This is a genomic window from Brevundimonas sp., assembly GCF_032017145.1.
Classification (GTDB): domain Bacteria; phylum Pseudomonadota; class Alphaproteobacteria; order Caulobacterales; family Caulobacteraceae; genus Brevundimonas.
In genome coordinates this window covers 1-26,249 of record NZ_DALZQC010000042.1, presented here as the reverse complement: position 1 = coordinate 26,249, position 26,249 = coordinate 1, and the positions used below count along the sequence as shown (strand labels likewise).

Here is a 26,249-nt window from a genome sequence, read left to right as displayed (position 1 = left end):
TTGTCCTCGTCGCTTCAATCCGACTCTGGATCAAACACTTTGTCCACACTGCCTAAAAAACTACATGGGGAGTTACCATGTCCGGTCGCTACCCAATCTCAAGCCCCGCCATGGCATAATCGTCGGGAAGGCGTCCCGCTCTCGTCGGCCGATCATGGTGCATTTCCAGGATCAGGTCAGGGAGCTTCGAGCAGCTCCTGGTGACTCTATGCCAGCGCCACCAGCCCAAGGCGATTAGACAGACCGGGTTGGTCAGGTGCCATAACCCCCGCCTAGGAGCGGAAGGCGACTTAGAACCCGATGCGACTCGCCACGTACCTTCGAAATGTCCGCTCGCAGAAGCCGGGCATTGCGGCTGGCAATCCGCATCTGCATCAAAGCGGACCCTCTCACAGCCCCAAGGCCCTCCTACTAGGAACCCACGCAACTCCCAAGCGGAAGCACCTTCCGCCTATCATGGAGCGGCTTCCGATCTAACACTACTCAGGAAAGGTGGTGCCGCTTAGGTGACTCGAACACCTGACCCCATCATTACGAATGATGTGCTCTACCGGCTGAGCTAAAGCGGCTCCGGCTGCGAGGGGCCTGAGGCCCTGCGCGAGGGGGGGTCTTTATACGGCTCGACCGCGCTTGCCAAGCGTCGGATTCAAGATCGCGAGCAGGGCGGGTTCGTTTGGATACTTGGTGATGAGCGGATGCAGTCCGAGGGCGGCGAGGGGCGCGGCGGCGGCGGGCGAGATGCAGGCGATTTCTACGTCTTGCAGCCGGCCGGCGTGATGTTCGGCAAGCAGTTTGGCGGCGCGGGGGGAGTGGATCAGAACGGCGTCGAACGCGGCCGGGGCGGGCCGAGCCGTGGGGTTGGTGCGGTAGATCGGCAGGGGATGGGCCCGGACACGTCGGGCGCCGGCCCGCGTCAGGGCGGCGGTCATGTCGCCGGCCGGGGTTTCGGCCTGGGGGATCAGGACGGCGGCGTCGAACAGGCTTGCTGCGATCAATCGGGCGAGAGCGGTCAGGTCGCCCTGGGCGGAGCGAACGTCGGAAAAGCCGGCGGCCGACGCCGCCTGGGCGGTGGCGTCTCCGACCGCGAAGACGGGGTGGTCGCGGCGCGGCGTCAGGGCGGCGAAGGCGGCGACGCCGTTGGGGCTGGTGAAAGCCAGGGCGTTGAAAGCCGCGAGGTCAGGCAGTGCGGGCGTCAGCGGTTCGACGACCAGCAAGGGGGCGACGATCGGCTCCAGCCCCATGTCCCGCAGGCGCGCGGCGGTGCGCGACGCGCCGGGTTCGGCGCGGGTGATCCAGACGCGGAACGGGGTCGCGCCGGTCATCCGTCCAGCGTCGCGGGATCGACCTCCTGATCGCCCGCGAAGTCCTTGACCTCCGCCCCCAGCCGCTGGCCCAGGGCGCGGGCGGCGGCCGTGTCGGGCTGCGTCAGTTCGCCGAGGCGCCGCCAGCGGGCCGAGCCGTCGGGGCTGAGCATTTCGGTGGTCAGATGCAGGGTGTCATTATCGATGCGGGCATAGGCGCCGACGGCGGTGCGGCACGACCCCTCCAGCGCCGTCATGGCCCCCCGCTCGGCGGCGACGCAAAGGGCGGTCTCGGCGTGGTTCAGGGCCGCGACCCAAGGCGCGTTCCGCTGGGCGTCGATGTCGGCGGCGCGGGTCTGGAGCGCCAGCGCCCCCTGGCCCGGCGCGGGCAGGAAGACGTCCAGCGACAGCTTTTCGCGGATATGGTCGGTGACGCCCAGCCGCGTCATGCCCGAAACCGCCAGCAGGATGGCGTCGAACTCTCCGTCGGCGGCGCGACGCAGCCGGGTGTCGATATTGCCGCGCAGCATCTCGACCTTCAGGTCGGGGCGCAGGGCCTGGGCCTGGGCCTGGCGACGCAGGCTGGCGGTGCCCAGGCGCGCGCCGAAGGGCAGGGCGTCGAAACTGTCGAAGTCGCGGCTGACGAAGGCGTCGCGGGCGTCCTCGCGCTCGGGGATGGCGGCGATGCACAGGCCCTCCGGCTGTTCGGCGGGCACGTCCTTCATCGAATGGATGGCGACGTCGATCCGGCCGGCCAGCAGGGCCTCCTCGATCTCCTTGGTGAACAGGGCCTTGCCGCCGATCTCCAGCAGGCGGCGGTCCTGAACCCGGTCGCCGGTGGTGACGATCTCGACCAGGGGCACGGCGGTCTCGATCTCGGCCTCGGGCACGCCCAGGGCGCGGCCGATGGCGCGCTGCATCATGCCGGATTGGGCGAGCGCCAGCTTGGAGCGCCGGGTGCCGATGCGGAGAGGAAAGGTCATGAGCGTTGCGTACCGGGCGCCGGGTCGCTACCTCGACCCGATGGAGATGTCCGCCGACTATAGCAGCGGCCCGGCAGCGGCAACTGGACGGGATGTCTCCCCCCGCCCCGGTGAAGCTCTGACGGTGCTGGGCCTGGAGACCAGTTGCGACGAGACCGCCGCCTCGGTCGTGCGCCTGACAGGGGGGCGGGCGGAGGTGCTGTCCTCGGTCGTTCACAGCCAGATCGACGATCATGCCGCCTATGGCGGGGTGGTGCCCGAGATCGCGGCGCGCAGCCATGTCGAGATGATCGCCGAGGTCACGCGCCGCGCGATGGCCCAGGCGGGCGTGGGCTATGACGGTCTGGACGGGATCGCGGCGACCGCCGGGCCGGGTCTGGTCGGCGGGGTCATGGTGGGCCTCAGCTTCGGCAAGGCGGCGGCGCTGGCGCGCGGCCTGCCGCTGGTGGCGGTCAATCATCTGGAGGGTCACGCGGTTTCGGCGCGGCTGGGGGCGGAGGTCGCCTATCCTTTTCTGCTGCTGCTGGTGTCGGGCGGTCATTGCCAGCTCCTGGAGGTGCGCGGCGTCGGCGACATGAGCCGGATCGGCGCCACCATCGACGATGCGGCGGGCGAGGCCTTCGACAAGATCGCCAAGGCCCTGGGCCTGGGTTATCCAGGCGGGCCAGCGCTGGAGCGGCTGGCCATGCAGGGCGATGGGTCCAGGATCGACCTGCCGCGCGCCCTCTTGGGCCGCAAGGATTGCGACTTTTCCTTCTCGGGCCTGAAGACGGCGGCCTTCCGCATCGCCCAGACCTGCGAGACCGAGCAGGACAAGGCCGATCTCGCCGACTCGGTGCAAAACGCCATCGCGCGCCAGCTGTCGGATCGGTCGGAGCGGGCGCTGGCGGCCTATGCGGAGACGCATGATCACAAGCTGTTCGTCGTGGCGGGCGGCGTTGCGGCCAACAAGACGATCCGCGCGACCCTGCAGGCGACGGCGGCGAAGCACGGTTTCGACTTCCTGGCGCCGCCCATGGCCTATTGCACCGACAATGCGGCGATGATCGCCTTGGCGGGGGCCGAGCGGCTGGCGCTGGGCCTGACCAGCGACATCGACGTGGTCGCCCGGCCGCGATGGCCGCTGGACGAAGCGCGCGCCCTGTCCGATCCTTCACACAGGCCGGGGCGCAAGGGCGCGAAAGCATGACGAACGAAATCGTCTCGGGAGGGCGTATGGAATTCCGCACGGCAGGGGTCATCGGCGCGGGCGCCTGGGGCACGGCCCTGGCGCAGGTCTGCGTCCGGGCGGGTCTGGACACGACCTTGCAGGCGCGCGAGCCGTCGTTGGTCGAGACGATGCGGGCGACGCGCGCCAACGATCTTTATCTGCCTGGCGTGCCGCTGGCCGACGACCTGAAATTCACCGCCGATCTGGCCGATCTGGGCGACTGCGACGTGATTCTGGCCGTGCCGCCGGCCCAGCATATGCGCGCGACGCTGACGGCGTTTGCGCCCCACTATCGCGCAGGCGTGCCGGTGGTGCTGTGCTCCAAGGGGGTCGAGCGCGGCACGATGAAGCTGATGACCGAGGTGCTGGCCGAGACCCTGCCGGACGCCCCCGCCGCCGTCCTGTCCGGCCCCAGTTTCGCGGGCGAGGTGTCGCGCGGCCTGCCGACGGCCGTGACCCTGGCCTGTGCGGATCAGGCGCTGGGCGAGGCCCTGTTGAACACCCTGTCGGCGCCGGGCTTCCGACCCTATCTGGCGACCGATCTGGTGGGCGCCGAGGCGGGCGGGGCGCTGAAGAACGTCCTGGCCATCGCCTGCGGCATCTCCGAGGGGCGTCAGCTGGGCCGCAGCGCCCACGCCGCCCTGATCACGCGCGGCTTTGCGGAAATGACACGCCTCGCCGTCGCCATGGGCGGGCAGGCCGAGACCGTGGCGGGCCTGTGCGGCCTGGGCGACCTGGTTCTGACCTGCTCCAGCCCCCAATCGCGCAACATGAGCCTGGGTCTGGCCCTGGGGCAGGGCCAGACGGTCGAACAGGCCCTGGCTGGCAAACGGTCGGTGGCCGAGGGCTATGAGAGCGCGCCGGCCGTGCGCGAACTGGCGGCGCGTCTGGGCGTGGAAATCCCGATATCCGAAGGCGTCGCGGCCCTATTGGCGGGCGAGATCGACGTGGACGGCCTGATTGACGGCCTGCTGTCGCGTCCGCTCAAGGCCGAGCGTGTCTGAGGCGGCCGCGACCGAGCGCAAGCGGGTCTGGAAGACGCCGCCCGGCGTGGCCCTTTGCGCCGAGGGCGACATCGCCGACCCCGGCTCGCGCGGCTTCGTGCTGCAGATCGGCGACGCCTTCTTCCACGGCTTCGTGGTCAGGAAGGATGGGCAGGTGGCCGGCTGGGTCGATCGCTGTCCCCATGCGGGCTTTCCCATCGCCATGGAGATCGACCGTTATCTGACGCCGGACGGGTCGCTGATCCTGTGCGGCTGGCACGGGGCGGTGTTCGAGCCGCTGACCGGCGACTGCCAGGGCGGCCCCTGCGCGGGCGGGCGGCTGACGCCCTGGCCGGTGACGGCGTCGGGGGGGATCGTCCGCACCGCCTGACCGCCCGACGGTTCAGCGCGCCAGCCGATCCTTGGCCTTATGCGCCCCGAACACCACGTCCGGGTCCGGCTTGTTGACCGGCAGGTCGGTGTGTTTCAGCACCGACAGGATGAAGCGCCCGATGTTCAGCCGCGCCGTCTTCTTGTCGTCGGTGGCCACCACGGTCCAGGGCGCATAGTCGCGATCCGTTTCGTCCAGCATCCGGTCGCGCGCGTCGGAATAGGCGTCGAACCGCGCCTCGGCCTCGGCGTCCAGCGAAGACAGTTTGAACTTCTTCAGCGGGTCGGTGCGCCGCGCCTTCAGCCGCGCCGCCTGTTCCTTGCGCGAGATGTCCAGCCAGATCTTGATCAGGATGATGCCGTCGTCGGTCAGCATACGCTCGAACCGCGGCGCGTCGGTCATGAACTGGGCGTACTGCTCGGGTGTGCAGTATCCCATCACCGGCTCCACCCCGGCGCGGTTGTACCAGGAGCGGTTGAAGATGACCGTCTCGCCCGCCGCCGGCAGGTGGGGCACATAGCGCTGGAAATACCACTGGCTGGTTTCCCGGTCGCTGGGCTTGGGCAGGGCGACGACGCGGGTCTGGCGGGGCGACATATATTCGGTCAGCCGCTTGATGGCGCCGTCCTTGCCGGCCGTGTCGCGGCCTTCCAGCACGATGACCACGCGCGAGCCGTGCTCGATGCTCCAGGCCTGGGCCTGGACGATGGCCAGCTGGATCTGCTCCAGCTCGGCTTCATAGGCGTCGGATTTCTTTCCCATGGCCTAAAGAGTGGGCCAGGTTCGGCCGGGCGGCAAGCGAAAGCCGCCGTGTCGCTTCAAGCGGAGCCGAGCGGGGCGCAGGGCGTTAGGGCTGGGGTCCTGCGTCGCATGCAGGCCGGGGCGGGGGACCGATGAAGCGCGATCTGGCGGAGATGTGGAACCTGGTCTGGGAGATCGGCCTGCTGATCTGCGCCGGTTTCGCCCTGCTGAACCTGTTCGCCCCGCCCCAGGATCTGCCGTGGAAGCCGCTTGATCTGGACCGACCGGTGGGCGGGGCGACGGCGGCCAAGGTCGCCGCCTTCGAGGTGGACGCCGCCGCGCCTGCCCAGGCGCTGGAGCAGGCGACCGACGCCTGCATGAAGGCCCTGCGGGACGCCGGCGTTGAGGTGGAGCGGGCGGCCGACCGCGACGACGGCGGCTTCTGCGTGGTGCGCGGCGCCGTCAGGATCGCGGGCGGGGCGGTGACCCCGCTGGCGCCGGCCAATGTGGTCATGCAGTGCCCGCTGGCCGTCCGCTACGTCATCTGGGACCGGCAGGTCCTGCGTCCGGTCGCGCGCGAGGAGCTGGGGTCGGAGCCGGCGCGGGTCGAGAACTACGGGACCTATTCCTGCCGCCGCATCTACGGCTCGCAGGACGAGGGCGAACGCCCCAGCGAACACGCCCGCGCCAACGCCCTGGACGTCGCCGCCGTCACCCTGAAGGACGGCCGCACCGTCAGCGTGCTGAACGACTGGGGCGGTTCCGGTCCGGCCGGGCAGCCCGGCTCGCGCTTTCTGCACCGGGTCCGCGACGGAGCGTGCCGTCTGTTCTCGACCGTGCTTTCGCCCGACTACAACGCCGCCCACGCCAACCATCTGCACATCGACGGGGCCGTAAGAGGCGTCTGCCGTTAAGGTCGAATGCGGCGATTGCGAGTCGCTTTCGCTGTTGACCGTCCGGAAAAGCCGGGTGACAACATCGGTACAGTCCGGATTTCGCGTGGGGTCCACACCTGCGTTTCGCTCCTTCGCCTGAACGAGCTGTCCAGATGGATTGTCGGATCACCGAGGAAGGGATCCGCCTGGAAAAGCGCGTTTACGGAGACGCAGACATGGCGACCGGCACGGTCAAGTGGTTCAATCCCACCAAGGGCTACGGCTTTATCCAGCCCGACAGCGGCGGCTCGGACGTGTTCGTTCACGTCACCGCCGTTCAGAAGGCTGGCCTTCAGGGCCTCGATGAAAACGCCAAGGTCGAATACGAGCTGGAAAACCAGCGCGGCAAGACCTCGGCCGTGGACCTCAAGCTCCTCTAAGTCGACCAGCCGTCAAGGCTGGAAGAAGGGCGCGGCGGCTTCGGCTGTCGCGCCCTTTCTTATTGGGCCGAAGGCGCTCGGACCGGCCGGACGACCTGCGCGCGCTGGGCCAGGACGACCGCGCCCAGCACCAGGGCGCCGCCCAGGGCCTGGACCGGCGTCAGGGTCTCGCCGAACACCCACCAGCCCAACAGGCCCGCGACCACCGGCTGGACCAGGATGGTGACGGCCGTGACCGAGGCCGGCAGGCGGCCCAGCGCCCAGGCCACGCCGCCCTGACCGAAGACGTGCATGATCCCCATCGCGATGCAGGCGCCCCAGCCGGCCGCGCTGGCGGGCACGATGTCCTCGCCCAACGCCAGGGCCACGATCAGCAGCAGGGGGGCGCCCAACAGGGTGGCCCAGAAGGTCACGCGCATGGCCCCCGCCGTCGCCCGCGCCGCCTTCACCGCCAGGAAATAGCCGGAATACCAGACCGCCACCGACAGGGAGAAGGCGTCGCCCAGCGGCGGATTGGTCCCCTGGCCACCATCCGCGCCCGCCGCCATCGCAAAGGCGCCGCCCATGGCCAGGGCCAGGGCGAACAGGAACAGCCGATGCGGCCGTTCCTTCAGAACGAACCAGCCGAACAGGGTCACCACGACCGGCGTCAGGTTGCACAGCACCGTGGCATTGGCGACCGAAGTCATGACGATGCCGTAGTGCCAGAAGCTGAGGTCCAGCGCGAAGAACAGGCCCGCCAGCAGCGCCCATTTCGACGGCGCCCCGACGCCGCCCTTTTCCCGCGCCGCCAGCGGGGTCAGCAGGGGCAGGGCCAGCAGGAAGCGCCAGAAGCCCGCCGCCGCCGGTCCCGTTTCGGTCAATCGCACCAGGATCGGCGCCAGGCCCAGCACGCAGGCGGCGATCAGCAGCACGATCAGGGCGAAGGCGCGCGGGGAGGGGCGCAGGGCTGGGACGGACATGGCCGGCTCTTACGCCCCCGTGCGACCGGACGCCACAGCCTCCGCGTTCAGACGAGGCTTCAGACCAGAGGGTCGATCCGCGCCTTCAAGGTGACGGCCAGGCCCGGATCGCGGTCGCGATAGTCGATCTCGCCCTCCAACTGCCCGACCAGGCTCTGGATCATCATGGAGCCGAAACCCTTGCCCGCCAGATGCCCGCCTTCGCCCTCGTCCTCGACGGTCAGGCGGAACATGGCCCCGTCTTCCTCGAAGAGGATGCGCAAAGGTCCGGGCCTGCCCTTGTAGGCGTATTTCTGGGCGTTGATGATCAGTTCGGTCAGGATCAGGCCGATGGTCACCGCCCGCCCGGCGTCGATGCAGACGGGGGAGAGGTCCGTCTCGGTCGCCGCCGACCAGTCCGGCCCCATGCTGGACGCCAGGTCCTCCACCAGACCGCCGATGTAGCGGGCCATGTCCACCGTGGTCGATGCATCGCCGCGATAGAGCTGGCTGTGCACCGCGGACACGGCCCGGACGCGGCGCCGGGCTTCGTTCAGGGCTGTGGCGGCCGGCCCATTGGCCTGTTCGCGCGCCTGTAGGCCCAGGAAGCTGGACACCAGCGTCAGGCTGTTCTGAACACGGTGATTCACCTCGCGGATCAGATACTGCTGCTGCTCCAGCCGCAGATCGCGCTCGGACAGGCTGGTTTGCAGCGAGCGATTCAGGCGGCGCAATTGATCGATGGCGGCGAAATCGGCCAGGGCGTCGCGCAGACGGCCGACGGACTCGATTGCGGCCGGACCCCAGCGACGCGCCCGGCCCGCGACCTCTTGCGACCAGCTCTCGAACGAGGCGCGCGGGGTCAGTACGGCGTTGGGTCCGGTCTTGTCGGCCGTCGAGGGATTGCCGGCCCATCGCACGCGCTCGCGCACCTCGGCGCGGAACCACAGGATCGACAGCGGCTGTTCGACGGGCAGATTGACGGCCAGCAGCCCGCTGCCGTGCGTGGTCCAGTCCTTGGCCTCGGGCAGGACGGCGGAGAGGGCGTGCGATGAAACCGGCCGCAGGCCCGGCCGGGTGGCCACCCAGTCGGCGATGACCCGGACCCCCTCGGGCGGAGGCGTATGGCCGAACGTGCGAATGTCGCCGTCGGCGACGATGGCCAGACCGTCGGCGCCGGTCAATTGCATCAGTGGCTCGGCACGCTCGGCCAGGGCGGCGGCGAGCGGCCGGTCCGTTGGCAGGCGCGCGATCAGCTGATCTTCCAGCCTGCGCAGCCGTGTGCGGTCGCGATAAAGCTCGGCGTCGCTCTTGGCCTTCAGTTGACGCGCCAGGTTGCGGGCCAGGGTCGTGCAGCCGACCCGCAGCTCGAACGGCAGCAGTTTGGGCGAGGCGTTGTGGCAGGCGACCAGGCCCCACAGGGCGTCATCCACGATGATCGACACGGAGGCCGAGGCGCGCACATCCATGTTCTTCAGATACTGCAGATGGATCGGCGACACCGACCGCAGACCGCTGTCGCTCATGTCCAGGGGCGCCTCGCCGGACGTGACCGGCCGCAAGGGCTGGGGCGTGTAGCGGCTGTCGGGGATGACCCGCACCGGATTGCGCAGATAAAGCGCGCGCGCCTGGCGTGGAATGTCGGTGGCGGGGAAGTGGTGGTTCAGGAAGGACCCGGTTCCCTCTGCGCGCGCTTCGGCCACCACCTCGCCCGCCTCGTCGTCTTGGAAGCGGTAGATCATCACCCGGTCGAAGCCGGTCAGGCGGCGGAAGGCTTCGGCGGCCCGTTCGCACAATCCCTGGACCGTGGGCGCCCGCTCAAGGGCGGCGCCGGCGGCGTCCAGGCTGGCCACCAGATCGACGCCCAGTCGCGCCTGCTGCGAGCTTTGCTCGACCTCGATGATCATCAGATTGCTGGGCAGGCCCGCCGCCGAAGCCGGGGCCATATGGACGATGACGTCGTATTCCAGCCGGTTGGCCGCACGCCATCGACAGGCGAATCCGGTTTCCTGAAGAGCCGCCATCGACCGGATGCGGCGATCCGCAACGTCGCCCAGGACCTCGCCCACGGAACCGCCGATCCAGACGCTGCGGCCGGTCAGGTCTTCGATCGTCCCCGCACCCTGGCGGATCGTCAGCGACTGCAGGTCCAGCACCAGCATGAAGCCGTGCGGCTGGATCGATCCGGGAATATGGATCGGTTCGCGGTCGCACTGGGTCAGATCGGGCCCGACCTGATCGAGGGTCTCGGTCAAGCGGCGACCTCCTGCGCGCCGGAACGAAGCATGCGGTGCGCGAAGGCGAAGCCTTCCACGCCGCCCTTGACGATCTGGTCGACCTCGGCGCGCCCAGCGGCGCAGGCCCGGTCCAGCAGAGTGATGAAGGCGCGCCAGCGCGCGCCGGTCTCCTCGCCATAGGGATCGAGGAAGTTCAGGCCCTCCAGCCCGCGTCCCTCGGCGGTCAGTCGTTTGCGGATGATCCGCCCGCCCAACATCGAGCCCTCGGCCACATAGACCCAGCCCAGGGCCTCGCCCGGAGAGGCCGGACCGTCGACGCTGGCCGCTGCGGGTGGCGCGACACCCAAGGCCGCCAGGTCCTGGGCGATGCCGCCCGCGCGCGAGCGCGGCTCGAAACCGCCGCCGATTTCGGTGTTGAGCCGGGCCGTCAGGTCATGGCTGACCGGCTCAACACCGGCGTGAAAGCGATAGAAGGCCGCCACGGTGGCCGGTCGGGTTTCGGGGCTGGCCAGACGCGCCTCGATCCGGGCTTCGGTCTCGAGCGTCTCGTGTGCGGCGGCTGTGGCTTCCCGTAGGGCGAGAAGGATGGGGGAAGCACTCATGGGATCAGATTAACATATTGTGTTGGCTTGTCGATTTCCTCCCGGCGAGAGGCGCGTTACAAGGCTGGGCGTTGCACGGAACGGCTCAGGTCGCCTGACGTTCAGCAGCCTCTCTCGCTTTTTTCGCCTGGATCGGTCGCCCCATGAAACTGCGCGTGCGCGCCGAACTCGTCTATCGTTTCGATCCGCCGACGGACGCCATCTACAAGATCCAGGTCGCGCACTGGCCCGGTCAGGACATCCTGGAGGAAAGCCTGACCTTCGACCCCCCGGTCGATTTCCATGAGGATCAGGACGTCGATTTCGGCGCCCGCACCCTGCGCTGTCACGTCTCGGGCGAGGTGACCCTGGTCTATGAGGCCCTGGTGGACAATGGCGTGCTGAAGGGTCTGCCGCCCGAGGTGTCGCAACACGACTGGGGCGAACTGCCGGCCGAGGTGCTGCCCTATCTCCAGCCCAGCCGCTACTGCCCGTCGGACCAGTTCGGCCGCTTCGTGACGCGCGAGTTCGGCGAGACCGCCGGCGGGGCGCGGGTGCTGGCGATCCTGAACTGGATTTCCGAACACGTCGATTACGAGCATGGGGTGTCGGATACCGAGACGACGGCCGCCCGCACCTTCATCGACCGGGCCGGGGTGTGCCGCGACTTCACCCACCTGGGCATGACCCTGTGCCGCGCCTCGGGCATTCCGGCCCGCGCCGTCAGCGCCTTCGCCCACCAACTGACGCCGCCCGATTTCCACGCCATCTTCGAGGTCTGGCTGGACAATGGCTGGTGGCTGGTCGACCCCACGGGCCTGGCCCCGGTCGAGGGGCTGGTGCGGATCGCCTGCGGCCGCGACGCCGCCGACATCGCCTTCCTGACGACCCAGGAGCGGTGCCAGATGGTGCGCCAGTCGGTGACGGTGGCGGCGGCCTGAGCCACAGTCTCCTAATACCGTCATCCTCGGGATTGACCCGAGGATCGGGTGCAGGTCGCGCTGTGCCCGACTTTCTCTTATAGGTGGCGGATCAGCCGATCCTCGGGTCAAGCCCGAGGATGACGGCGTTGGAGTGGCATGATCAGTGTGCGGCCTTCTGCGCCGCCTTATAGGTCTGTAGTTCGTCGATCACGTCCATCTGGCGTAGCACCTTGTTTTGCGGGTCGATCAGGACGTGGGCGCCGGGCGCGACCGCGATCTCGCCCCGGCCGTCGGTCATCGCCACGACCTGGACCCCGCCGTCGATCTCCACCTCGACCGGCATGGGAAAGACCCCGCCGTCTCCCGTCTTCCATTCCAGACGCAGCGCCCCGCCCTCGCGCATCTGTTTCAGCACCGGCAGGGCGGCGTTGTAGAGATAGCCCCTGAAGAACCAGCCATAGTCCTGGCCCGTCACCGCATTGACGATGGCCAGGAAGTCGTCCGTCGATCGATAAATCGGCGCGAAATTGCCGGGGCGCGGATCGGGCCGCCCATAGACCAGTCGCGTGATCGCCTCGTGGAAGGCCGCGTCGCCGATCAGCATCCGCAGCGAATGGCTGATCAGCGAGCCCTTGGAATAGATGTCGTTGCCCGGCCCGACGTCGCCCTTGTAGACCTCATCCTCGGTCTTGGGCGTCCCCGACACGACCGGATATTTGTTGATCAGCCCCTCGCGCTGATTGGCCAGTTCGCGCTGCATATAACGGTCGCCCAGCAGCCAGCGGGCGTAGAGCGGCTGCATATAGCTGCCCAACCCCTCGTGCAGCCACATGTCGTCGGCGTTCTGATTGGTCAGCTGATTGCCGAACCATTCGTGGGCGAACTCGTGCTGCAACAGCCAGTCATAGCCCCGCCCGTCGATCTTGTAGCCATTGCCATAGGCGTTGATGGTCTGGTGCTCCATGCCCAGGTGCGGCGTCTCCACCACCCCCATCTTCTCGTCGCCGAAGGGATAGGGGCCGACATTGGCCTCGAAGAAATCCAGCATCTTGGGGAACTGGGCGAACAGGGCCTGGACCTGTTCGGGCGTGTCCGACTTCAGATGCCAATAGGCCATCGGGATGGTGTTGCCGAACCGGCTGGAATACTCGCCCGTCACCGCCTCGTAGGGGCCGACGTTCAGGGCGATGGCGTAGGTGTTGGGCGATTTCGCCAACCAGTTCCAGGTGGTCCAGCCGTCGCCGTGATCGACCTTGCCCAGGAACCGGCCATTGGACGGCGCCGACAGCTCGGACGGCACGGTGATGTGCAGATCGACCTGGCCCGGCTCGCCGTGCGGGCTGTCGATGCAGGGCCAGAAGATGTCGCAGCCCTCGCCCTGGACGGCCGTCGCGATCCAGGGTTCGCCGGTCGGGGCGGTGGACCAGACGAAACCGCCGTCCCAAGGCGCGCGCGGCGCGACGCGAGGCCGGCCGGCGTAGGCGATCCGCAGAGCCGTCTTCTGTCCTGCCGCCATCGGTCGGGGCAGGGCGACCGTCAGACGGCCCTCGGGGTTCGACCAGCGGTCGGCGGGAACCTCCACCCCGTCCACCTGCACCGAGGAGATGGTCAGCAGCGTATCCAGCTCGACCACCAGCCGCTCCAGCGGCGCCAGGGCGGTGAAGTCCAGAACGGCGACGGCGTCGATGGCCTTGTCGGCGGGAATGACCTTGATCGTCAGATCGGCCTTCTCGAACCGCATGGCCAACTGTTCGGCCGTGCGCGGCTGGTCCGTGGCCAGGGTGAAGGCGGTCGATTCGCGCGTCGGCGGGGCGGTCGGACGGGGCGCGGTGGCGCAGGCGGCCAGGGCCGTCAGGCTGACGGCGGCGAACAGGGTCTTGATGCGCATCGGACTTCCCCTTCCAGCAGCGGGAAAGGCTTAGCGCGGCGCGCCCGACGCGCAAAGAAAAAGGCCGGCGTCTCCGCCGGCCTCTTCCAGAACTTTATGACGTCGCCGGAGTTAGGCGGCGGCTTGCTCGGCCAGCTTGGCGCGAACCTGACGCTTGATGCGCTGGGCGGCGATCGACAGCTGCTCGTCGCGGGCCTTGACGATGAAGGCGTCCAGGCCGCCCTTGTAGTCCAGGGTGCGCAGGGCGGCGTTCGAGATCCGCAGGCTGAAGGTCTGACCCAGCGAGTCCGACGTGACCTTGACCGTCTTCAGCGACGGCAGGAAGCGGCGCTTGGTCTTGATGTTCGAGTGGCTCACGTTGTGGCCGACCATGGGGCCGATACCGGTGAGTTCGCAACGACGCGACATCGTCAGATCCTTAAGGTGCGGCGTTCGCCCCGAAAACGCTGGGAGCAGACGCATGAAACAGTTGCGCGCGGGAACCAGCCCGCGCGAGAGGGGGCCGTATAAGGGAAGAGGCGGTTCGGCGTCAAGTCGAGTCTGGACGGGAACGGTCGATCCTTCGTCCATCCGGGAACGGGGCCGTTCAGCCCTCGTTCAAATCCTAAGCTCTATGCCCCATATCATGAACACCTCCCCTGAACAGAAGGCCGCCATGTCCCGTCCGTCGCTGATCGCCCGCCTGCCCAAAAGGGCGCTCGCCGTTCTGGCCCCGGTGATGGTCGGCGGCGTCATGCTGGCCGCCCCCGCCATCGCGCCCGCCCAGACGGCGGCGCAGAGCGAGGTCCTGCCGGGCTATTGGGAATACACCACCAGCGCCGTAGGCCAGCGCGACACCGAGCAGAAGTGCGTGCGCCCCAGCGAGATCAACCGCTTCTTCGGCGGCCTTTCGACCAACAAATGGCGCTGCACCTATCCGACCCGCGTCGTCGGGGGCGGCAACGCCCGGTTCGAGGGCACGTGTCAGGACCGCAAGGGCCGCCGCATCGCCGTGCGCCTGAACGGAACCTATACCGACACCAGCTTCAGCTTCCGCGGCGGCGCCCAGCTGGTGCGGGGCACGCCCTACATCCCCGCCAGCATCACCGCGCGCCGTCTGGCCGCCCAGTGCCCGGCGAACGCGGAATATTTCTGAAGAGGGCGGTAAAGCTCAAATTTCGTCATCCTCGCCCTTGTGGCGAGGATCCATAGACTCAGACGTCCGTTGTAAGCCTCGATCTGAAATCCGGCATCACCGGCTACACCGGGATCATGGATCCTCGCCGCAAGGGCGAGGATGACGGGTCTGGAAATAGCCGAGGTCGAAACAAAAAGGCCCCGGATCGCTCCGGGGCCTTTTCATTTGTTCGACGTCGCAGCTCAGGCGGCTTCGGCGGTCGGGATCGGCTTCTTGGCGCTGAGCGACTTGGCCAGCAGTTCGACGGCGGCGTCCTTGTCGATCTTGTTGGCGGCGGCGACTTCGCGGGCCATGCGGTCCAGGGCCGATTCATAGAGCTGGCGCTCCGAATAGGACTGTTCCGGCTGGGTGTCGGCGCGGTGCAGGTCGCGGACCACTTCGGCGATGGAGATCAGGTCGCCCGAGTTGATCTTGGCCTCGTATTCCTGGGCGCGACGCGACCACATGGTGCGCTTGATGCGGGCGCGGCCCTTCAGGGTGGTCAGGGCCTTGGTCACGACATCGTCGGCGGCCAGCGAACGCAGGCCCGCCGTCACGGCCTTCTTGGTCGGGACGCGCAGGGTCATCTTCTCATGGTCGAAGGTCACGACATAGACTTCCAGCGACATGCCGGCGACTTCCTGCGTCTCGATCGCGGCGACCTTGCCGACCCCGTGCGCGGGATAGACGACCGCGTCGCCAACCTTGAACTCCAGACCAGTCTTGCTCGTCATAATCGTCCTTTCCCGGTCAGGGCCGGGCGACGCGAAGGCGCAGAAAACGCAAACAGGATCTCACCCGCCGGATCGCTCCGTCGGAGGGGATGATGCTGAACGTCAAATGCGGAAACGGATCACCAAACCTCTGGCCGATCCCGTCTGTGGGCGGGATTCTGTCGCAAACACGGGCGGCGCGAAGTTTTCGCGGACCGCCCGATCCAATGAAACAGAACCTATCACAAATCTGCGGAATTTCAAAACGTCCACAAGGCGGACGCGGATTTGCGGCACGGCCGGGCCGGCCCCGAGCCTTGGCGTCAGGAGCCCTTGCCCGGTTTGGGGCTGAAGTATTTCTCGTACTTGCCGGTCTCGCGCTCGTACTGTTCGCGGTCGGCGGGGGGCGTGCCCTTGACGGTGATGTTGGGCCAGACCTTGGCGTATTCGGCGTTGACCTGCAGCCACTTGCCGTCGGGCTCGTCCTCGGTGTCGGGCACGATGGCGTCGACGGGACATTCCGGCTCGCACACGCCGCAATCGATGCATTCGTCAGGCGCGATGACCAGGAAGTTCTCGCCCTCGTAGAAGCAGTCCACCGGACACACCTCGACGCAGTCCATGAACTTACATTTCACGCAGGCGTCGGTGACGATGTAGGTCATGGGGCGAAAAACGGGTGTCGGTCTGTGGGCGGGAGGCCTGCGACATGGCGGCCACGCAACCAACTGTCAACAGCAGGGCTTAAGGCGAGAGCCGTTCTCAGGGTGAATGCAGCGACATCCACCGCGTCTTGACAACGGTCAGGCCTAATCGCAACTGTATTGATTGCATATCCGCCCTTCCATCACAGGATCTCCCCCATGCGCACGCCCTTCGTGAAATACGCCCTCGCCGGCGCCCTGGCGCTCAGCCTCGCCGCCGGCGGCGCGGTGGTCGCCCAAGCCGCCCTGACCAAGAACCCGGCCGAGGTCACGGCCGGCGACTACGACCTGGAATCCAGCCACGGCAAGATCACCTGGTCGGTCAATCACTTCGGCCTGTCGACCTATACGGGCCAGTTCGTCAACGTGAAGGCTCAGTTGAAGCTGGACCCGGCCAATCCGTCGGCCTCGACCCTGACCGCCACCATTCCGCTGACCGACGTGGCGCCCAATGACGACCGGCTGAAGGCCCACCTGCAGACCGCCGACTTCTTCGACACCGCCAATCATCCGACCGCGACCTTCGTTTCACGTTCGGTGACGGTCGATCCATCCGATCGCAACGAAGCGACGGTGGTCGGCGACCTGACCCTGAAGGGCGTGACCAAGCCGGTCACCATCGAGGTCGAGTTCAACGGCGCCGGAACCGTCATGGGCGCCTACAAGGCCGGCTTCGACGGCGAAGCGACCATCAAACGCTCGGACTTCGGCATCAACTACGCCCTGCCGGCCGTGTCCGACGAGGTGAAGCTGCACATCGAAGGCGAGTTCGTCATTCAAAAGTAAGGGCGTAGAGGGCGCGGGCCTCCTCGGCGGGTCCGCGCCTTTCACCCAGCGCCTCAACGCGCAGACTGACGACGCGCCCGTTCTGGGCGAAGGTCAGCAGGTCGCCGACGTGGACGCAGCGACTGGGCTTGTCCAGCCGTGTCTCGCGCCCGTGATGCGTCAGCCGCACCGCGCCGCGCTCGACCAGATCGGCCGCCAGCCCCCGCGTCTTCACGAACCGCGCGCGCCACAGCCAGATATCGATGCGGCAGGCGTCGTCGCTCAAGCCTTGGCCTTTCGGCGCGGGCGGCGGCGTTTGGGCCGGGGGGGCGGCGCCTCCGTCAGGGCCGCCAGCGCCGCGAACGGCGAATCCTTGATCGGCCTGGGCGCGGCGCCTGGCCTGTCGGGCTGGCGGGCGCGTTCGGTCTTCAGGGCGGCGATGACCTGTTTCGCCTGATCGGCGCGCCAGCCCAGTTCGGTCAGGGCTTCGTCGGACAGGCGTCCGTGATTGGCGGCGCGAAGTTCGGCCATCTTCTCCAGCGTCTCGACCGGCGCCAGCCAGCGACCCGCCAGACGCAGGCCGTGCGCCGACAACAGGCGCGGCGAGGGCGGCTCGACCGGGCCCGGGATCAGGTCCGGCGTCGCCGGGATCAGGGGCGCCGATACGAAGGCTTGCGCGAAATGTCGCGCGCGGGGCTTCTGCAGGCCCGGCAGCCAGACCGAATGAACCCCGACGCGGATGGCGAAGCTTTTCAGGGTGCGCCGCTCGACCTGGCTCAGGGCCGCCAGATCGCGTTCGACCTCGCGCCGGTCGATCAGGCCCCCGGCCTCGATCAGGCGAAAGGCGATGCCGCGCGGCAAACCCTTCAGGGCGCCGGTCTCCACCGCCTGACGCAGGCGGCGCAGATCACGCAGCGCCCGGCCCGCCTCGGCCGCCAGCCACGCCTCCAGCCGCCGCTGCGCCCGCTCGCGCGCCGGCGTGGGGCCAAGATCGCCCAGCAGCCGAACCTGGGGCGAAAACGGATCGGCGCCCTGCGGCGTCGCTGTGACCTGCGCCGTCAGCACGCCACGCCACAGCACCGCGCCGTCGGGCGTGACGGCAAAGGCGTCGTCCGTCTCGGCGGCCAGACGTCCCAGGCGGCGGTTGATCTCGGGCGTCACGGCGCGCACCGCCGCCTGGCGCAGGGTGCGGTCCTCCAGCGCCGACGAGCCCTTCTCCATCTGGAACCGCACGCCTTCCAGCTGGCCCACCACCTGACCCTCGACCGTCACTTCGCCGTCGTCGGCCACGCCTGCAAATGTGTCGTCGCGCACGTTCAGCGCTCGCATCAGGGCGGTGGTGCGGCGATCCACGAACCGCGCGGTCAGCCGTTCGTGCAGCACGTCGGACAGCCGGTCCTCCAGCGCGCGGGTCTTGTCGCGCCAGCCTTGGGCGTCATGAACCCAGTCGGGCCGGTTGGCGATGTAGGACAGGGTTCGCACCGCCGAAAGCCGCGCCGACAACTGGTCGATCTGGCCGTCGTCGCGGTCCACGAAGACGAAGCGCGGCGCCATCCAGTCGTCGGTCAGCCGCCCGCGCTTGCTGGTCAGGGCGGTGAAGACGTCCTTGGCCAGGCGGCTGTGCTCGTCCAGCGTCGTCTTCTGGAAGTCCGGCAGCTGACACGCCTCCCATAGCCGCATGATGGCCCCGCGCGACCGGCCGATGCGGGCGATCTCCTCGTCCTTGATCAGGCGGCGCAGCAGGGTCTCATCCAGCGCCTCGGCCGTCAGGCTGAGGCCCGACCTCTGGGGCGTCACCGTCAGCGACCGCAGCAGGTCGGGCAGGGTGTCGAAGTCCAGCCGGGCGTTCCTCCACTCCGCCGCCTCGACCGGATCGAACCGATGCTCGACCACCTGTTCGACCAGATCAGGGTCCAGGTCCTCGGCTTCGGCGGTCACCCCGAACGTGCCGTCGCGCAGGTGGCGGCCCGCGCGGCCCGCGATCTGGCCGATCTCATGGGCGTGCAGCCAGCGGGTGCGTCTGCCGTCGAACTTTCTCAGGCCCGCGAAGGCGACATGGTCCACATCCATGTTCAGCCCCATGCCGATGGCGTCGGTGGCGACCAGGAAATCGACCTCGCCCGACTGATACAGGGCCACCTGGGCGTTGCGGGTGCGGGGACTGAGCGAGCCCATGACCACCGCCGCCCCGCCGCGCTGACGTCGGATCAGTTCGGCGATGGCGTAGACCCGGTCGGTGGAGAAGGCGACGATGGCGCTGCGGCGGGGCAGGCGGGTCAGCTTCTTTGACCCGGCATAGGACAGGGTCGACAGGCGATCCCGCGTCACGATCTCCACGTCCGGGACCAGGCGGCGGATCAACGGCTCCATCGTGCCGGCGCCCAGGAACATGGTCTCGAACCGGCCGCGCGCGTGCAGCAGCCGCTGGGTGAAGACATGGCCGCGCTCGGGGTCGGCGACCAGCTGGATCTCGTCGATGGCCAGAAACTCGACCGACCGCTCCAGCGGCATGGCCTCGACCGTGCAGACGAAATAGTGCGGGCGCGTCGGGACGATCTTCTCCTCGCCCGTGATCAGGGCGACGGCGGCGGCCCCGCGCAGCCTGACGATCCGCTCATAGATTTCGCGCGCCAGCAGCCGCAGCGGCAGGCCGATCATGCCCGAGGCATGACCCAGCATCCGCTCGACCGCCAGATGGGTCTTGCCGGTGTTGGTGGGGCCCAGAACCGCGGTGACGCGCGATGGGGCCAGGCCTGCGGACCGGTCGCTCATGATTGCCCTAAGGTGGCGACGTTTCCCCTCCGGCTCAAGCGTCGCCTAGACGCATTCCGATCCGCACCAGGGTCGACAGGTTGGGGGCCTGCATCTTGGTCATCACCTTGGCGCGGAAAATCTCGACCGTGCGCGGACTGATCTCCAGCCGAAGGGCGATCTCCTTGTTGGAGCAGCCGTCGATCAGGGCGTCGAACACCTGGCGTTCGCGATTGGTCAGGGAGGCGAGGCGGCCCTGCGCCTCCTCGCGCGCGGCGCGTTCGGCCTCAAGCCCGCTCAGCGAGGCGATGCAGTGGCCGACGCTGTCCAGGATCTGTTGCGGATCGAACGGCTTTTCGATGAAGTCCGACACACCCGCCTTCATCAACTGGACCGCCAGCGGCACATCGGCGTGGCCGGTGATGACGATGACCGGCCAGCTGTCGCCGCGCACGGCCTTCAACCGCCGCACCAACTCCGGCCCCTCGATCCCCGGCATCCGAACGTCGGTGACGACGCAGGCGCTGGCGTCGGTCGGCAGGTCGGCCAGAAAATCGTCGGCGCTGGCGAAGGCGCGGGCGCGATACCCGGCGCCGCGCAACATCAGGGTCAGGGCGTCGCGCATGGCGGGGTCGTCGTCTACGATGAAGACGGAATGCGGGGTCATGGGATGTCAGACTCCGTGGGGCGTGACAGTCGAAAGGTGAAACAGGCGCCCCCGCCCTGCGGACGGCTGACGACCAGGGCCGAGCCGTGGCTCTCGACGATGGAGCGGGTGACGGACAGGCCCAGACCCATGCCGCCGGTCTTGGTCGAGTTCATCGGGTCGAAGATGCGGTCCATCAGATCGTCGGGAATGCCCGGCCCATTGTCTCGCACCGCAAGCTCGTAGCCTTCGGAACCCAGCGACCGCCCGATCACCGTCACACGACCTTCTTCGCGGTCGATGACCGCATCCACGCCGTTTCGGATCAGATTGGCCAGGGCCTGCTGCAACTGGATGCGGTCGGCCAGCACATGGTCGTCCGCTCCATCGGTCTCGATGCGAATGGCGACGCCGGTGTCCTGGCCGATCAGGGCGATCACCGGCTCCAGGTCGCGGATCATCTGTGCGGCCCGCTCTTCGGTGAAGGCGCGCGACCCGTTGGAGATCATCTCGCGCATCCGCCGGATGATGTCGCCCGCGCGCAGCAGCTGGGCCTTGGCCAGGTCCAGGGTGTTGACGGTCGGTTCGGCTGCGGGGCCGATCCGGGCCAGATCGGTCCGGCCGGCGTGCAGATAGACGGCGGCGGCGCTGAGGGGCTGATTCAACTCGTGCGCCAGCGTTGCGGCCATTTCGCCCATGGAGTTCAGACGCCACACGCTGCTGAGGCGGTCGTTCAACTCGCGTTCCTGGCGTCGGGTCGCCTCGGCCTGGCTCTGGTCCGTCAGGGTCAGGACGATCCGTTCCGGCGCGGCGTCGTCGGCCAGCCTGTGCGCGTCGATCGTCAGACGGACCGGCTCCTGGCCCGCGCGCGCGATCAGCCAAAGCCGGGACGCCTCTTCGCCCCGCGCCGAACCGTCCGCCGGCGTCGCGTCGAAACCGGGCGCCAGATCGTCGAAGCGCCGCCCGACGGCTTGTCGCAATTCAAGACCCAGCAGCGCGGCGGCGCTTCGGGTGATGCGCCGAATCCGACCGTCATCGTCCAGAGTGACCACCGACATTGAGCCCAGAATGGTGGTCAGCAGCGTCTTGCGATGCGCCAGGTTGCGGGCCAGGGTCTCGGCCGCATCGCGCGACGCCCGCAGGCGGCTGCACGCCTCCGCCACGGCCAGGGCGACCAGGGCGAACAGGCCGGCGTTCGCCGCCGTATCCACCACCCCGCCCCGTCTGACGGTCAGCTCGATCCCGACGATGGCCAGAATGATCGACAGGAAGACCGAGCTGCGCGGCGCCAGAAGGGCGGTGATCATCACCGCCGGAACCATCGGCAGATAATAGAATTTGGCGACCGGCTCGAGCGCCAGCCTCAGTCCCATCGCCGCCAGTACGCTGGTGCAGGCGATCAAGGCGCCGCCCTGCCAGGTGTTCGCAAGGCGAAGGTTCAGAAAACCCCGCGCGCCAGCGTGAGGCAAGCGCAGGTCGCTTCTATCAGGGCTCATGCTGGCGGACGCAAAACAGCCGGGCGCTCCCTTCGCCGTCTTTTCGGCGCATTTCGGTATAGGTCATCGGAGTATGCGGGGAAATACGTAATCGTCGGAGTTGACGTCTCTGCGCGCCCTTGGTGCGCGGATGGGTGGTGAGGCCGCCAAGCCGGTATGCGACTGCGTAGTTCTATGCAGGGCCGAAATTCCTCTCGGCATTAATCATCGCCTCACCCTTGGAAAGCATATTGCGAGGGTTCCAGGGGCTTTCGATCGTGCGTCGCCAAACCATTGCAATCTCTGCGGTCGTCGTCGGCGCCGTTTTCGCGTTTCCCCTTGTCCTTCAGGCGCAATCCCTTTCGGGCGAGGCGGGTATCGCCAGCCAGTACGTCGGCAAGGGCCTTGGCAAGAGCGATGGCGACATCGCGCCCTTCGCCAAGGTCGAGGTCGGCTTGGGCCAGGGCTACGCCGGCGTCTTCGCGTCGGACGCGGCCGGGTCGCAGGGCTATGACATGGAAATCATCTCGACGGTGGGCTGGCGGCCGAAGGCTGTGGGTTTCGCCTTCGACCTGGCCGTCATGAACCGCGACCTGCCGGGCAGCCGCGCGGGGGTGGACGCCAACTATTGGGAATATCAGGCGGACGCCGCTCGCAAGCTGGGCCCGGTCGCCACGCGGCTGCGCGTCAACTATTCGCCCGATGGGTTCGCCGCGACCAAGGCCGCCTGGTGGCTCGAGCTTCAGGGCGCCGTCGCCATGTCCTCCGCCACCAAGGTTTCGGCCGCCGTCGCCAACCGGATGGCGGACGGCGGGGTCGATTACAACGCCTGGAACCTGGGCGCCAAACACCGTCTGACCGACGCCGTCGCCCTTGATCTGCGCTGGTACGACACCGACCGCCACCGCGCGGGCGAGCCCTATGAGGGCCGCCTCGTGGCCTCCGCCGCCTATTCGTTCTGATCGACCCAGTCAGGGGATATTGAGTTGAAGCTTATCGAAAACATGCCGGTCGGCCGAAAGCTGTTCACGGCCTTCGCCCTTGTGCTGGCGACCATCGCCGTGATGGGCGTGGTCATCGTCGCCAGCCTGGTCAGGATCAATACGGCCAGCGATCAAAGGACGTTGGAGAACAAGGCGATCCGCGACGCCGCCGCCGCCGAGTTCTATGTCACGCGCCAGGAAAACGCCTTCCGTGGGTATCTTCTGTCCGAGGATCCCTACTATCGTCAGCGGGTCGATGAGCATCGCGCCAAGTTCCTGGCGGCGATGGAGGAACTACGCGCCGAACTCTCCGGCCAACGCGAGGAGCCGATCGACCGGGCCATCCAGGCCAACACCATATGGTACGAAAAGGTCGTGGTGGCGGGATCGGCGATGATGGCGGATGGCCGCAAGGCCGAGGCGCTTGGTCTTGTGGGACGCAAGGGTCTGGCCGACACCTATCTGGCGCCGCTGGAGACCGCGATCGACGAAATCAAGGAAGCGAACGCTGCTGCGGTCGAGACGGCGCGGCAAGCGCAGTCGCAGGCCGCCAAGGCCGCCATGGCCGCCGTCGTCGTCGGCTTGATCGCCGCCCTGCTGATCGCCCTGGCGGCGGGCTTCCTGACCACGCGCGCGATCGTGCGTCCGCTGCTCGTGATCATCGGCCATATGCAGAAGCTGATGGCGGGCGACACCGGAATCCAGGTTTCCGGGGCGAACCGCAAGGATGAGTTCGGCAGGATGAGCCAGGCTGTCGTGGCCTTCCGCGACGCCGCCGTCGAAAAAATCCGCATCGAACAGGAAGCCCTGGCCCAGCGTTCGCTGAGCGAGCAGGAGCGGGCGGCCAACGAGGCGGAGAAGGCTCGGATCGCGGCCGAGGACAAGGCGGCCCTGGAAGCCCTGGCGACCGGTCTGTCGGCCATGGCGAACGGCGATCTGACGCATCGCTTCACCCTGGAGGTGGCGCCGCGCGCCGAGCGGTTGAAGTCCGATTTCAACGCCGCCATCGCCCAGCTTCAGGGCGCGGTGTCTGTGGTCGTCGCCAATGTGGCGGGCATCCGCTCGGGCGCGGGCGAGATCAGCCAGGCCGCCGACGACCTGTCGCGCCGCACCGAACAACAGGCCGCCAGCCTGGAAGAGACCGCCGCAGCCCTGGATCAGATCACCGCCACGGTGAACAAGACCGCCTCGGGCGCGCGCCAGGCGTCGGATGTCGTCCAGGCCGCGCGCGGCGACGCCGAGAAAAGCGGCGTGGTGGTGCGCGACGCCGTCTCCGCCATGACGGCCATCGAGACCTCCTCGTCGCAGATCAGCCAGATCATCGGGGTGATCGACGAGATCGCCTTCCAGACCAACCTTCTGGCCTTGAACGCGGGAGTGGAGGCGGCGCGGGCCGGCGACGCCGGTCGCGGCTTCGCGGTCGTGGCGTCGGAAGTTCGCGCCCTGGCCCAGCGTTCGGCCGAGGCCGCCAAGGAGATCAAGACCCTGATCTCGGCCTCGACGGGCCAGGTCGGCGCGGGCGTCAAACTGGTCGGCGAGACCGGGGAGGCGCTGCAACGGATCGTGGACCGGGTCGCCGAGATCGACAGCCTGGTCACCGAAATCGCCGCCTCGGCCCAGGAGCAGGCCGTCGGCCTGGCCCAGGTCAATACGGCCGTGAACCAGATGGATCAGGTCACCCAGCAGAATGCCGCCATGGTCGAACAGTCCACCGCCGCCAGCCATTCGCTGGCCCAGGAAGCGGAAAGCCTGCAGGCCTCGGTGGCCCAGTTCCGCGTCGGCGAAAGCCCGTCGCGGATGGCCCCGGTCGCACCGCCGCGCGCATCCGCCCCGTCCGCGCCCAGCCGAATGGTCGCCGCGCTGAAGACCCTGGGACGCGGCGGCGCCGCCCTGAAGCCGCAACCCGCGCCCGCCGAAGATGGATGGGAGGAGTTCTGATGGCCGATGTCCTGGTTCTTCCCGAAATCCTGGACCTGAAGGCGGCGGCGCCGCTGAAGGCCGAACTTGTGGCGCGACGCGGCCAGGACCTGGTGCTGGACGCCTCCGGCGTCCAGCGGCTGGGCGGCCTGTGCCTTCAGGTGCTGCTGTCGGCCGCCCGGACCTGGGCCGCCGATGGCGTCAACCTAAGGTTAGGTTCTGTGTCGCAACCTTTGGGCGAACAATGGGCGGCGTTCGGCGCGCCCGATCTGATCAACGAGGGGGCTCAAGCGTGACCAAGACCGTTCTGACGATCGACGATTCGCGCACCATGCGCGACATGCTGCTGATGGCGTTGGAGGATGCGGGCTATACCGTGATCCAGGCCGTGGACGGGATCGACGGTCTGGAGACCCTGGCCGCGCGGGGCGCCGACGTCGTCATCACCGACATCAACATGCCGCGCATGGACGGGTTCGGGGTGATCGAGGGGGTGCGCGCCGACCCGAACCACCGCGCCACCCCCGTCCTGGTCCTGACGACCGAAAGCGATGTGGAGAAGAAGGCGCGCGCCCGCGCGGCCGGCGCCACGGGCTGGATCGTCAAACCCTTCGACCCCGCAAAGCTGGTCGACGCCGTCCGCCGCGTCGCGGCCTGATCGACACGCCCGCCGGACCCGCAATCAATGGACGCCTTCGAAGCCATCAAAGCCACCTTCTTCCAGGAATGCGACGAACTGCTCGCGGACCTGGAGGCCAAGCTGATGCTGCTTGAGCAGGGGCGGACGGACCTGGAGACGATCAACGCCGTCTTCCGCGCCGTCCACTCCGTCAAGGGCGGGGCGGGGGCCTTCGGGCTGGAGGCGCTGGTCCGGTTCGCCCATGTGTTCGAAACCCTGATTGACGAGTTGCGCGCGGGCCGCAAACCCTGCGACGCGATCACGATCAAGACCCTGCTGCGCGCCTCCGACGTGCTGGCCGACCATATCCAGGCCGCCCAGGGGCTGATCCCGCCGGTGGACGAGGCGCGCTCGGCCGCCCTGGTCGCGGAATTGGAGGTCCTGACGCATGGTGGCGAGGCTCCGCCGCCGGTCATGGAGGAAGACGACGACTTCGGCTTCACCCCCATGGCCTTCGACATGGCGCTGGACGAACCCGCCGCGCCCCTGGACGCCGCACCGGCCGGGTGGCGCGTCGTGTTCAGGCCGATGGGGCGGATGTACGCCAACGCCAACGAGGCGGGCCTGCTGTTGCGCGAACTGGGACGGCTCGGCCCGACCCAGGTCAGCCTGGACGACAGCGCGGTTCCCACGCTGGACGCCCTGTCGGTCGAGGAGGGCTGCCTGACCTGGACCATCGACCTGTCGGCCGATGTGGACGAGGCCGCCGTGCGCGAGGTCTTCGACTTCGTGGAAAGCGACTGCGACCTGACCGTCACGCCGCTGGGCGAGGCGCCCGACGCCGCCCTTGTGTTCGAGGACGAGCCGGCCGCGATCCGGCCCGCCGCCGACGATCTGGACATCGCCGCCCTGCTGGCCCGCGCCACCGGCGCCGTCGCTGAAATCGCCCCCGAAGCGGCGCCCGAAGCCCCTCCCGAAATCGCGGCCTTCGTCCCGCCCGCGCCGGAACCGGCGACGGCCCCGGCC

At 68.3% G+C, this 26,249-nt stretch carries 27 protein-coding genes and 1 tRNA gene; 13 read left to right on the top strand and 15 right to left on the bottom strand.

Going from position 1 to position 26,249, the window contains the following annotated elements; genetic code table 11:
• Positions 1-493 precede the first annotated feature (493 nt).
• The 3 genes from RTU05_RS09045 to hemC all read right to left on the bottom strand — a co-directional run bounded on the left by RTU05_RS09045 (position 494) and on the right by hemC (position 2,284).
• Positions 494-569: transfer RNA gene (locus tag RTU05_RS09045), tRNA-Thr, on the bottom strand.
• Between the two features lie 42 nt (positions 570-611).
• Positions 612-1,322, bottom strand: coding sequence for a uroporphyrinogen-III synthase (locus RTU05_RS09040; RefSeq protein ID WP_312597587.1), 711 nt, complete (start codon positions 1,320-1,322; stop codon positions 612-614).
• Positions 1,319-2,284, bottom strand: a complete 966-nt coding sequence (hemC, locus tag RTU05_RS09035; RefSeq protein WP_312597586.1) for a hydroxymethylbilane synthase — start codon at positions 2,282-2,284, stop codon at positions 1,319-1,321. Before hemC ends, RTU05_RS09040 begins: the two co-directional genes overlap by 4 nt.
• Positions 2,285-2,330: 46 nt before the next feature.
• Between hemC and tsaD the strand changes: the two genes are divergently transcribed.
• From tsaD to RTU05_RS09020, 3 genes are read left to right on the top strand one after another with little or no spacing between them, the layout of a single operon-like run.
• On the top strand, positions 2,331-3,473 hold the full coding sequence (tsaD, locus tag RTU05_RS09030; protein ID WP_312597592.1) for a tRNA (adenosine(37)-N6)-threonylcarbamoyltransferase complex transferase subunit TsaD: 1,143 nt from the start codon (positions 2,331-2,333) through the stop codon (positions 3,471-3,473).
• Positions 3,474-3,499: 26 nt separating this feature from the next.
• Positions 3,500-4,498 carry an NAD(P)H-dependent glycerol-3-phosphate dehydrogenase gene (locus RTU05_RS09025; RefSeq protein ID WP_312597590.1) on the top strand — a complete coding sequence of 333 codons (999 nt, stop codon included), beginning with the start codon at positions 3,500-3,502 and terminating at the stop codon, positions 4,496-4,498.
• The gene (locus tag RTU05_RS09020) at positions 4,491-4,868 is read left to right on the top strand and encodes a Rieske (2Fe-2S) protein (RefSeq protein ID WP_312597584.1); all 378 of its coding nucleotides are present in this window, start codon (positions 4,491-4,493) and stop codon (positions 4,866-4,868) included. The genes RTU05_RS09025 and RTU05_RS09020 overlap by 8 nt, the downstream gene beginning before the upstream one ends.
• 12 nt (positions 4,869-4,880) lie before the next feature.
• Here the strand turns inward: RTU05_RS09020 and ppk2 are convergent, their stop codons facing one another.
• The gene (ppk2, locus tag RTU05_RS09015; RefSeq protein ID WP_312597582.1) at positions 4,881-5,630 is read right to left on the bottom strand and encodes a polyphosphate kinase 2; all 750 of its coding nucleotides are present in this window, start codon (positions 5,628-5,630) and stop codon (positions 4,881-4,883) included.
• A 131-nt stretch (positions 5,631-5,761) separates the two neighbouring features.
• On the opposite strand from ppk2, the gene RTU05_RS09010 reads away from it, so the two are divergent.
• On the top strand, positions 5,762-6,523 hold the full coding sequence (locus RTU05_RS09010; RefSeq protein ID WP_312597580.1) for an extensin family protein: 762 nt from the start codon (positions 5,762-5,764) through the stop codon (positions 6,521-6,523).
• Between the two features lie 197 nt (positions 6,524-6,720).
• Positions 6,721-6,924 carry a cold-shock protein gene (locus RTU05_RS09005; protein WP_291536502.1) on the top strand — a complete coding sequence of 68 codons (204 nt, stop codon included), beginning with the start codon at positions 6,721-6,723 and terminating at the stop codon, positions 6,922-6,924.
• A gap of 59 nt (positions 6,925-6,983) precedes the next feature.
• Here the strand turns inward: RTU05_RS09005 and RTU05_RS09000 are convergent, their stop codons facing one another.
• From RTU05_RS09000 to RTU05_RS08990, 3 genes are read right to left on the bottom strand one after another with little or no spacing between them, the layout of a single operon-like run.
• Positions 6,984-7,886 carry a DMT family transporter gene (locus RTU05_RS09000; RefSeq protein ID WP_312597574.1) on the bottom strand — a complete coding sequence of 301 codons (903 nt, stop codon included), beginning with the start codon at positions 7,884-7,886 and terminating at the stop codon, positions 6,984-6,986.
• A 59-nt stretch (positions 7,887-7,945) separates the two neighbouring features.
• Entirely contained in the window at positions 7,946-10,120 is a 2,175-nt protein-coding gene (locus tag RTU05_RS08995) for a histidine kinase dimerization/phosphoacceptor domain -containing protein (protein WP_312597572.1), read from the bottom strand.
• Positions 10,117-10,704 carry a biliverdin-producing heme oxygenase gene (locus RTU05_RS08990; protein ID WP_312597570.1) on the bottom strand — a complete coding sequence of 196 codons (588 nt, stop codon included), beginning with the start codon at positions 10,702-10,704 and terminating at the stop codon, positions 10,117-10,119. The genes RTU05_RS08995 and RTU05_RS08990 overlap by 4 nt, the downstream gene beginning before the upstream one ends.
• Positions 10,705-10,847: 143 nt before the next feature.
• Between RTU05_RS08990 and RTU05_RS08985 the strand changes: the two genes are divergently transcribed.
• A complete protein-coding gene (locus RTU05_RS08985; RefSeq protein ID WP_312597569.1) occupies positions 10,848-11,624 on the top strand; it encodes a transglutaminase family protein in 777 nt (258 codons plus the stop codon).
• Positions 11,625-11,766: 142 nt separating this feature from the next.
• Here the strand turns inward: RTU05_RS08985 and RTU05_RS08980 are convergent, their stop codons facing one another.
• Both RTU05_RS08980 and rpmB read right to left on the bottom strand, forming a co-directional pair.
• Complete coding sequence (locus RTU05_RS08980; RefSeq protein WP_312597567.1) at positions 11,767-13,494, bottom strand: M1 family metallopeptidase; 1,728 nt, start codon at positions 13,492-13,494, stop codon at positions 11,767-11,769.
• 111 nt (positions 13,495-13,605) lie between these two features.
• Positions 13,606-13,902: a 50S ribosomal protein L28 gene (gene rpmB / locus RTU05_RS08975; RefSeq protein WP_248118632.1), complete on the bottom strand. Its 297-nt coding sequence runs from the start codon at positions 13,900-13,902 to the stop codon at positions 13,606-13,608.
• 217 nt (positions 13,903-14,119) lie between these two features.
• Between rpmB and RTU05_RS08970 the strand changes: the two genes are divergently transcribed.
• Positions 14,120-14,629: a DUF3617 family protein gene (locus RTU05_RS08970; RefSeq protein ID WP_312597564.1), complete on the top strand. Its 510-nt coding sequence runs from the start codon at positions 14,120-14,122 to the stop codon at positions 14,627-14,629.
• 224 nt (positions 14,630-14,853) lie between these two features.
• On the opposite strand, the gene RTU05_RS08965 is transcribed toward RTU05_RS08970, so the two are convergent.
• Together RTU05_RS08965 and fdxA are read right to left on the bottom strand one after the other, a co-directional pair.
• Entirely contained in the window at positions 14,854-15,384 is a 531-nt protein-coding gene (locus RTU05_RS08965; RefSeq protein WP_055753908.1) for a CarD family transcriptional regulator, read from the bottom strand.
• Positions 15,385-15,686: 302 nt separating this feature from the next.
• Positions 15,687-16,028 (bottom strand): ferredoxin FdxA, encoded by a 342-nt coding sequence (gene fdxA / locus RTU05_RS08960; RefSeq protein ID WP_017505910.1) that lies wholly within the window; start codon positions 16,026-16,028, stop codon positions 15,687-15,689.
• 198 nt (positions 16,029-16,226) lie between these two features.
• On the opposite strand from fdxA, the gene RTU05_RS08955 reads away from it, so the two are divergent.
• Positions 16,227-16,853 carry a YceI family protein gene (locus tag RTU05_RS08955; RefSeq protein ID WP_312597562.1) on the top strand — a complete coding sequence of 209 codons (627 nt, stop codon included), beginning with the start codon at positions 16,227-16,229 and terminating at the stop codon, positions 16,851-16,853.
• On the opposite strand, the gene RTU05_RS08950 is transcribed toward RTU05_RS08955, so the two are convergent.
• The 4 genes from RTU05_RS08950 to RTU05_RS08935 are packed head-to-tail and all read right to left on the bottom strand — an operon-like array spanning position 16,840 to position 21,725.
• Complete coding sequence (locus RTU05_RS08950) at positions 16,840-17,118, bottom strand: RNA-binding S4 domain-containing protein (RefSeq protein ID WP_312597560.1); 279 nt, start codon at positions 17,116-17,118, stop codon at positions 16,840-16,842. The two genes, RTU05_RS08955 and RTU05_RS08950, sit on opposite strands and share 14 nt — an antisense overlap.
• Positions 17,115-19,604 carry a helicase-related protein gene (locus RTU05_RS08945; RefSeq protein ID WP_312597558.1) on the bottom strand — a complete coding sequence of 830 codons (2,490 nt, stop codon included), beginning with the start codon at positions 19,602-19,604 and terminating at the stop codon, positions 17,115-17,117. The genes RTU05_RS08950 and RTU05_RS08945 overlap by 4 nt, the downstream gene beginning before the upstream one ends.
• Positions 19,605-19,638: 34 nt before the next feature.
• Positions 19,639-20,250: a response regulator FixJ gene (gene fixJ / locus RTU05_RS08940; RefSeq protein WP_312597556.1), complete on the bottom strand. Its 612-nt coding sequence runs from the start codon at positions 20,248-20,250 to the stop codon at positions 19,639-19,641.
• Positions 20,247-21,725 (bottom strand): ATP-binding protein, encoded by a 1,479-nt coding sequence (locus RTU05_RS08935; protein ID WP_312597554.1) that lies wholly within the window; start codon positions 21,723-21,725, stop codon positions 20,247-20,249. Before RTU05_RS08935 ends, fixJ begins: the two co-directional genes overlap by 4 nt.
• Before the next feature lie 257 nt (positions 21,726-21,982).
• Here RTU05_RS08935 and RTU05_RS08930 point away from each other — a divergent pair, with 257 nt between their 5' ends.
• The 5 genes from RTU05_RS08930 to RTU05_RS08910 form a co-directional block, all read left to right on the top strand.
• The gene (locus tag RTU05_RS08930) at positions 21,983-22,666 is read left to right on the top strand and encodes a TorF family putative porin (protein WP_312597552.1); all 684 of its coding nucleotides are present in this window, start codon (positions 21,983-21,985) and stop codon (positions 22,664-22,666) included.
• A 42-nt stretch (positions 22,667-22,708) separates the two neighbouring features.
• Positions 22,709-24,625 (top strand): methyl-accepting chemotaxis protein, encoded by a 1,917-nt coding sequence (locus tag RTU05_RS08925; RefSeq protein WP_312597589.1) that lies wholly within the window; start codon positions 22,709-22,711, stop codon positions 24,623-24,625.
• The gene (locus RTU05_RS08920) at positions 24,625-24,900 is read left to right on the top strand and encodes an STAS domain-containing protein (RefSeq protein WP_312597550.1); all 276 of its coding nucleotides are present in this window, start codon (positions 24,625-24,627) and stop codon (positions 24,898-24,900) included. The genes RTU05_RS08925 and RTU05_RS08920 overlap by 1 nt, the downstream gene beginning before the upstream one ends.
• The gene (locus RTU05_RS08915) at positions 24,897-25,262 is read left to right on the top strand and encodes a response regulator (protein WP_292045704.1); all 366 of its coding nucleotides are present in this window, start codon (positions 24,897-24,899) and stop codon (positions 25,260-25,262) included. The genes RTU05_RS08920 and RTU05_RS08915 overlap by 4 nt, the downstream gene beginning before the upstream one ends.
• A 27-nt stretch (positions 25,263-25,289) precedes the next feature.
• On the top strand, positions 25,290-26,249 hold a 960-nt coding region (locus RTU05_RS08910), incomplete at its 3' end, for an Hpt domain-containing protein (RefSeq protein WP_312597548.1).

Bases quoted from the DNA above. Each gene is read 5' to 3' on its own strand.
- RTU05_RS09040 (WP_312597587.1), bottom strand. From the start codon at position 1,322: ATGACCGGCGCGACCCCGTTCCGCGTCTGGATCACCCGCGCCGAACCC.
- hemC (WP_312597586.1), bottom strand. From the start codon at position 2,284: ATGACCTTTCCTCTCCGCATCGGCACCCGGCGCTCCAAGCTGGCGCTC.
- tsaD (WP_312597592.1), top strand. From the start codon at position 2,331: ATGTCCGCCGACTATAGCAGCGGCCCGGCAGCGGCAACTGGACGGGAT.
- RTU05_RS09025 (WP_312597590.1), top strand. From the start codon at position 3,500: ATGGAATTCCGCACGGCAGGGGTCATCGGCGCGGGCGCCTGGGGCACG.
- ppk2 (WP_312597582.1), bottom strand. From the start codon at position 5,630: ATGGGAAAGAAATCCGACGCCTATGAAGCCGAGCTGGAGCAGATCCAG.
- RTU05_RS09010 (WP_312597580.1), top strand. From the start codon at position 5,762: ATGAAGCGCGATCTGGCGGAGATGTGGAACCTGGTCTGGGAGATCGGC.
- RTU05_RS09005 (WP_291536502.1), top strand. From the start codon at position 6,721: ATGGCGACCGGCACGGTCAAGTGGTTCAATCCCACCAAGGGCTACGGC.
- RTU05_RS09000 (WP_312597574.1), bottom strand. From the start codon at position 7,886: ATGTCCGTCCCAGCCCTGCGCCCCTCCCCGCGCGCCTTCGCCCTGATC.
- RTU05_RS08990 (WP_312597570.1), bottom strand. From the start codon at position 10,704: ATGAGTGCTTCCCCCATCCTTCTCGCCCTACGGGAAGCCACAGCCGCC.
- RTU05_RS08985 (WP_312597569.1), top strand. From the start codon at position 10,848: ATGAAACTGCGCGTGCGCGCCGAACTCGTCTATCGTTTCGATCCGCCG.
- RTU05_RS08980 (WP_312597567.1), bottom strand. From the start codon at position 13,494: ATGCGCATCAAGACCCTGTTCGCCGCCGTCAGCCTGACGGCCCTGGCC.
- rpmB (WP_248118632.1), bottom strand. From the start codon at position 13,902: ATGTCGCGTCGTTGCGAACTCACCGGTATCGGCCCCATGGTCGGCCAC.
- RTU05_RS08970 (WP_312597564.1), top strand. From the start codon at position 14,120: ATGAACACCTCCCCTGAACAGAAGGCCGCCATGTCCCGTCCGTCGCTG.
- RTU05_RS08965 (WP_055753908.1), bottom strand. From the start codon at position 15,384: ATGACGAGCAAGACTGGTCTGGAGTTCAAGGTTGGCGACGCGGTCGTC.
- fdxA (WP_017505910.1), bottom strand. From the start codon at position 16,028: ATGACCTACATCGTCACCGACGCCTGCGTGAAATGTAAGTTCATGGAC.
- RTU05_RS08955 (WP_312597562.1), top strand. From the start codon at position 16,227: ATGCGCACGCCCTTCGTGAAATACGCCCTCGCCGGCGCCCTGGCGCTC.
- RTU05_RS08945 (WP_312597558.1), bottom strand. From the start codon at position 19,604: ATGAGCGACCGGTCCGCAGGCCTGGCCCCATCGCGCGTCACCGCGGTT.
- fixJ (WP_312597556.1), bottom strand. From the start codon at position 20,250: ATGACCCCGCATTCCGTCTTCATCGTAGACGACGACCCCGCCATGCGC.
- RTU05_RS08935 (WP_312597554.1), bottom strand. From the start codon at position 21,725: ATGAGCCCTGATAGAAGCGACCTGCGCTTGCCTCACGCTGGCGCGCGG.
- RTU05_RS08925 (WP_312597589.1), top strand. From the start codon at position 22,709: ATGCCGGTCGGCCGAAAGCTGTTCACGGCCTTCGCCCTTGTGCTGGCG.
- RTU05_RS08920 (WP_312597550.1), top strand. From the start codon at position 24,625: ATGGCCGATGTCCTGGTTCTTCCCGAAATCCTGGACCTGAAGGCGGCG.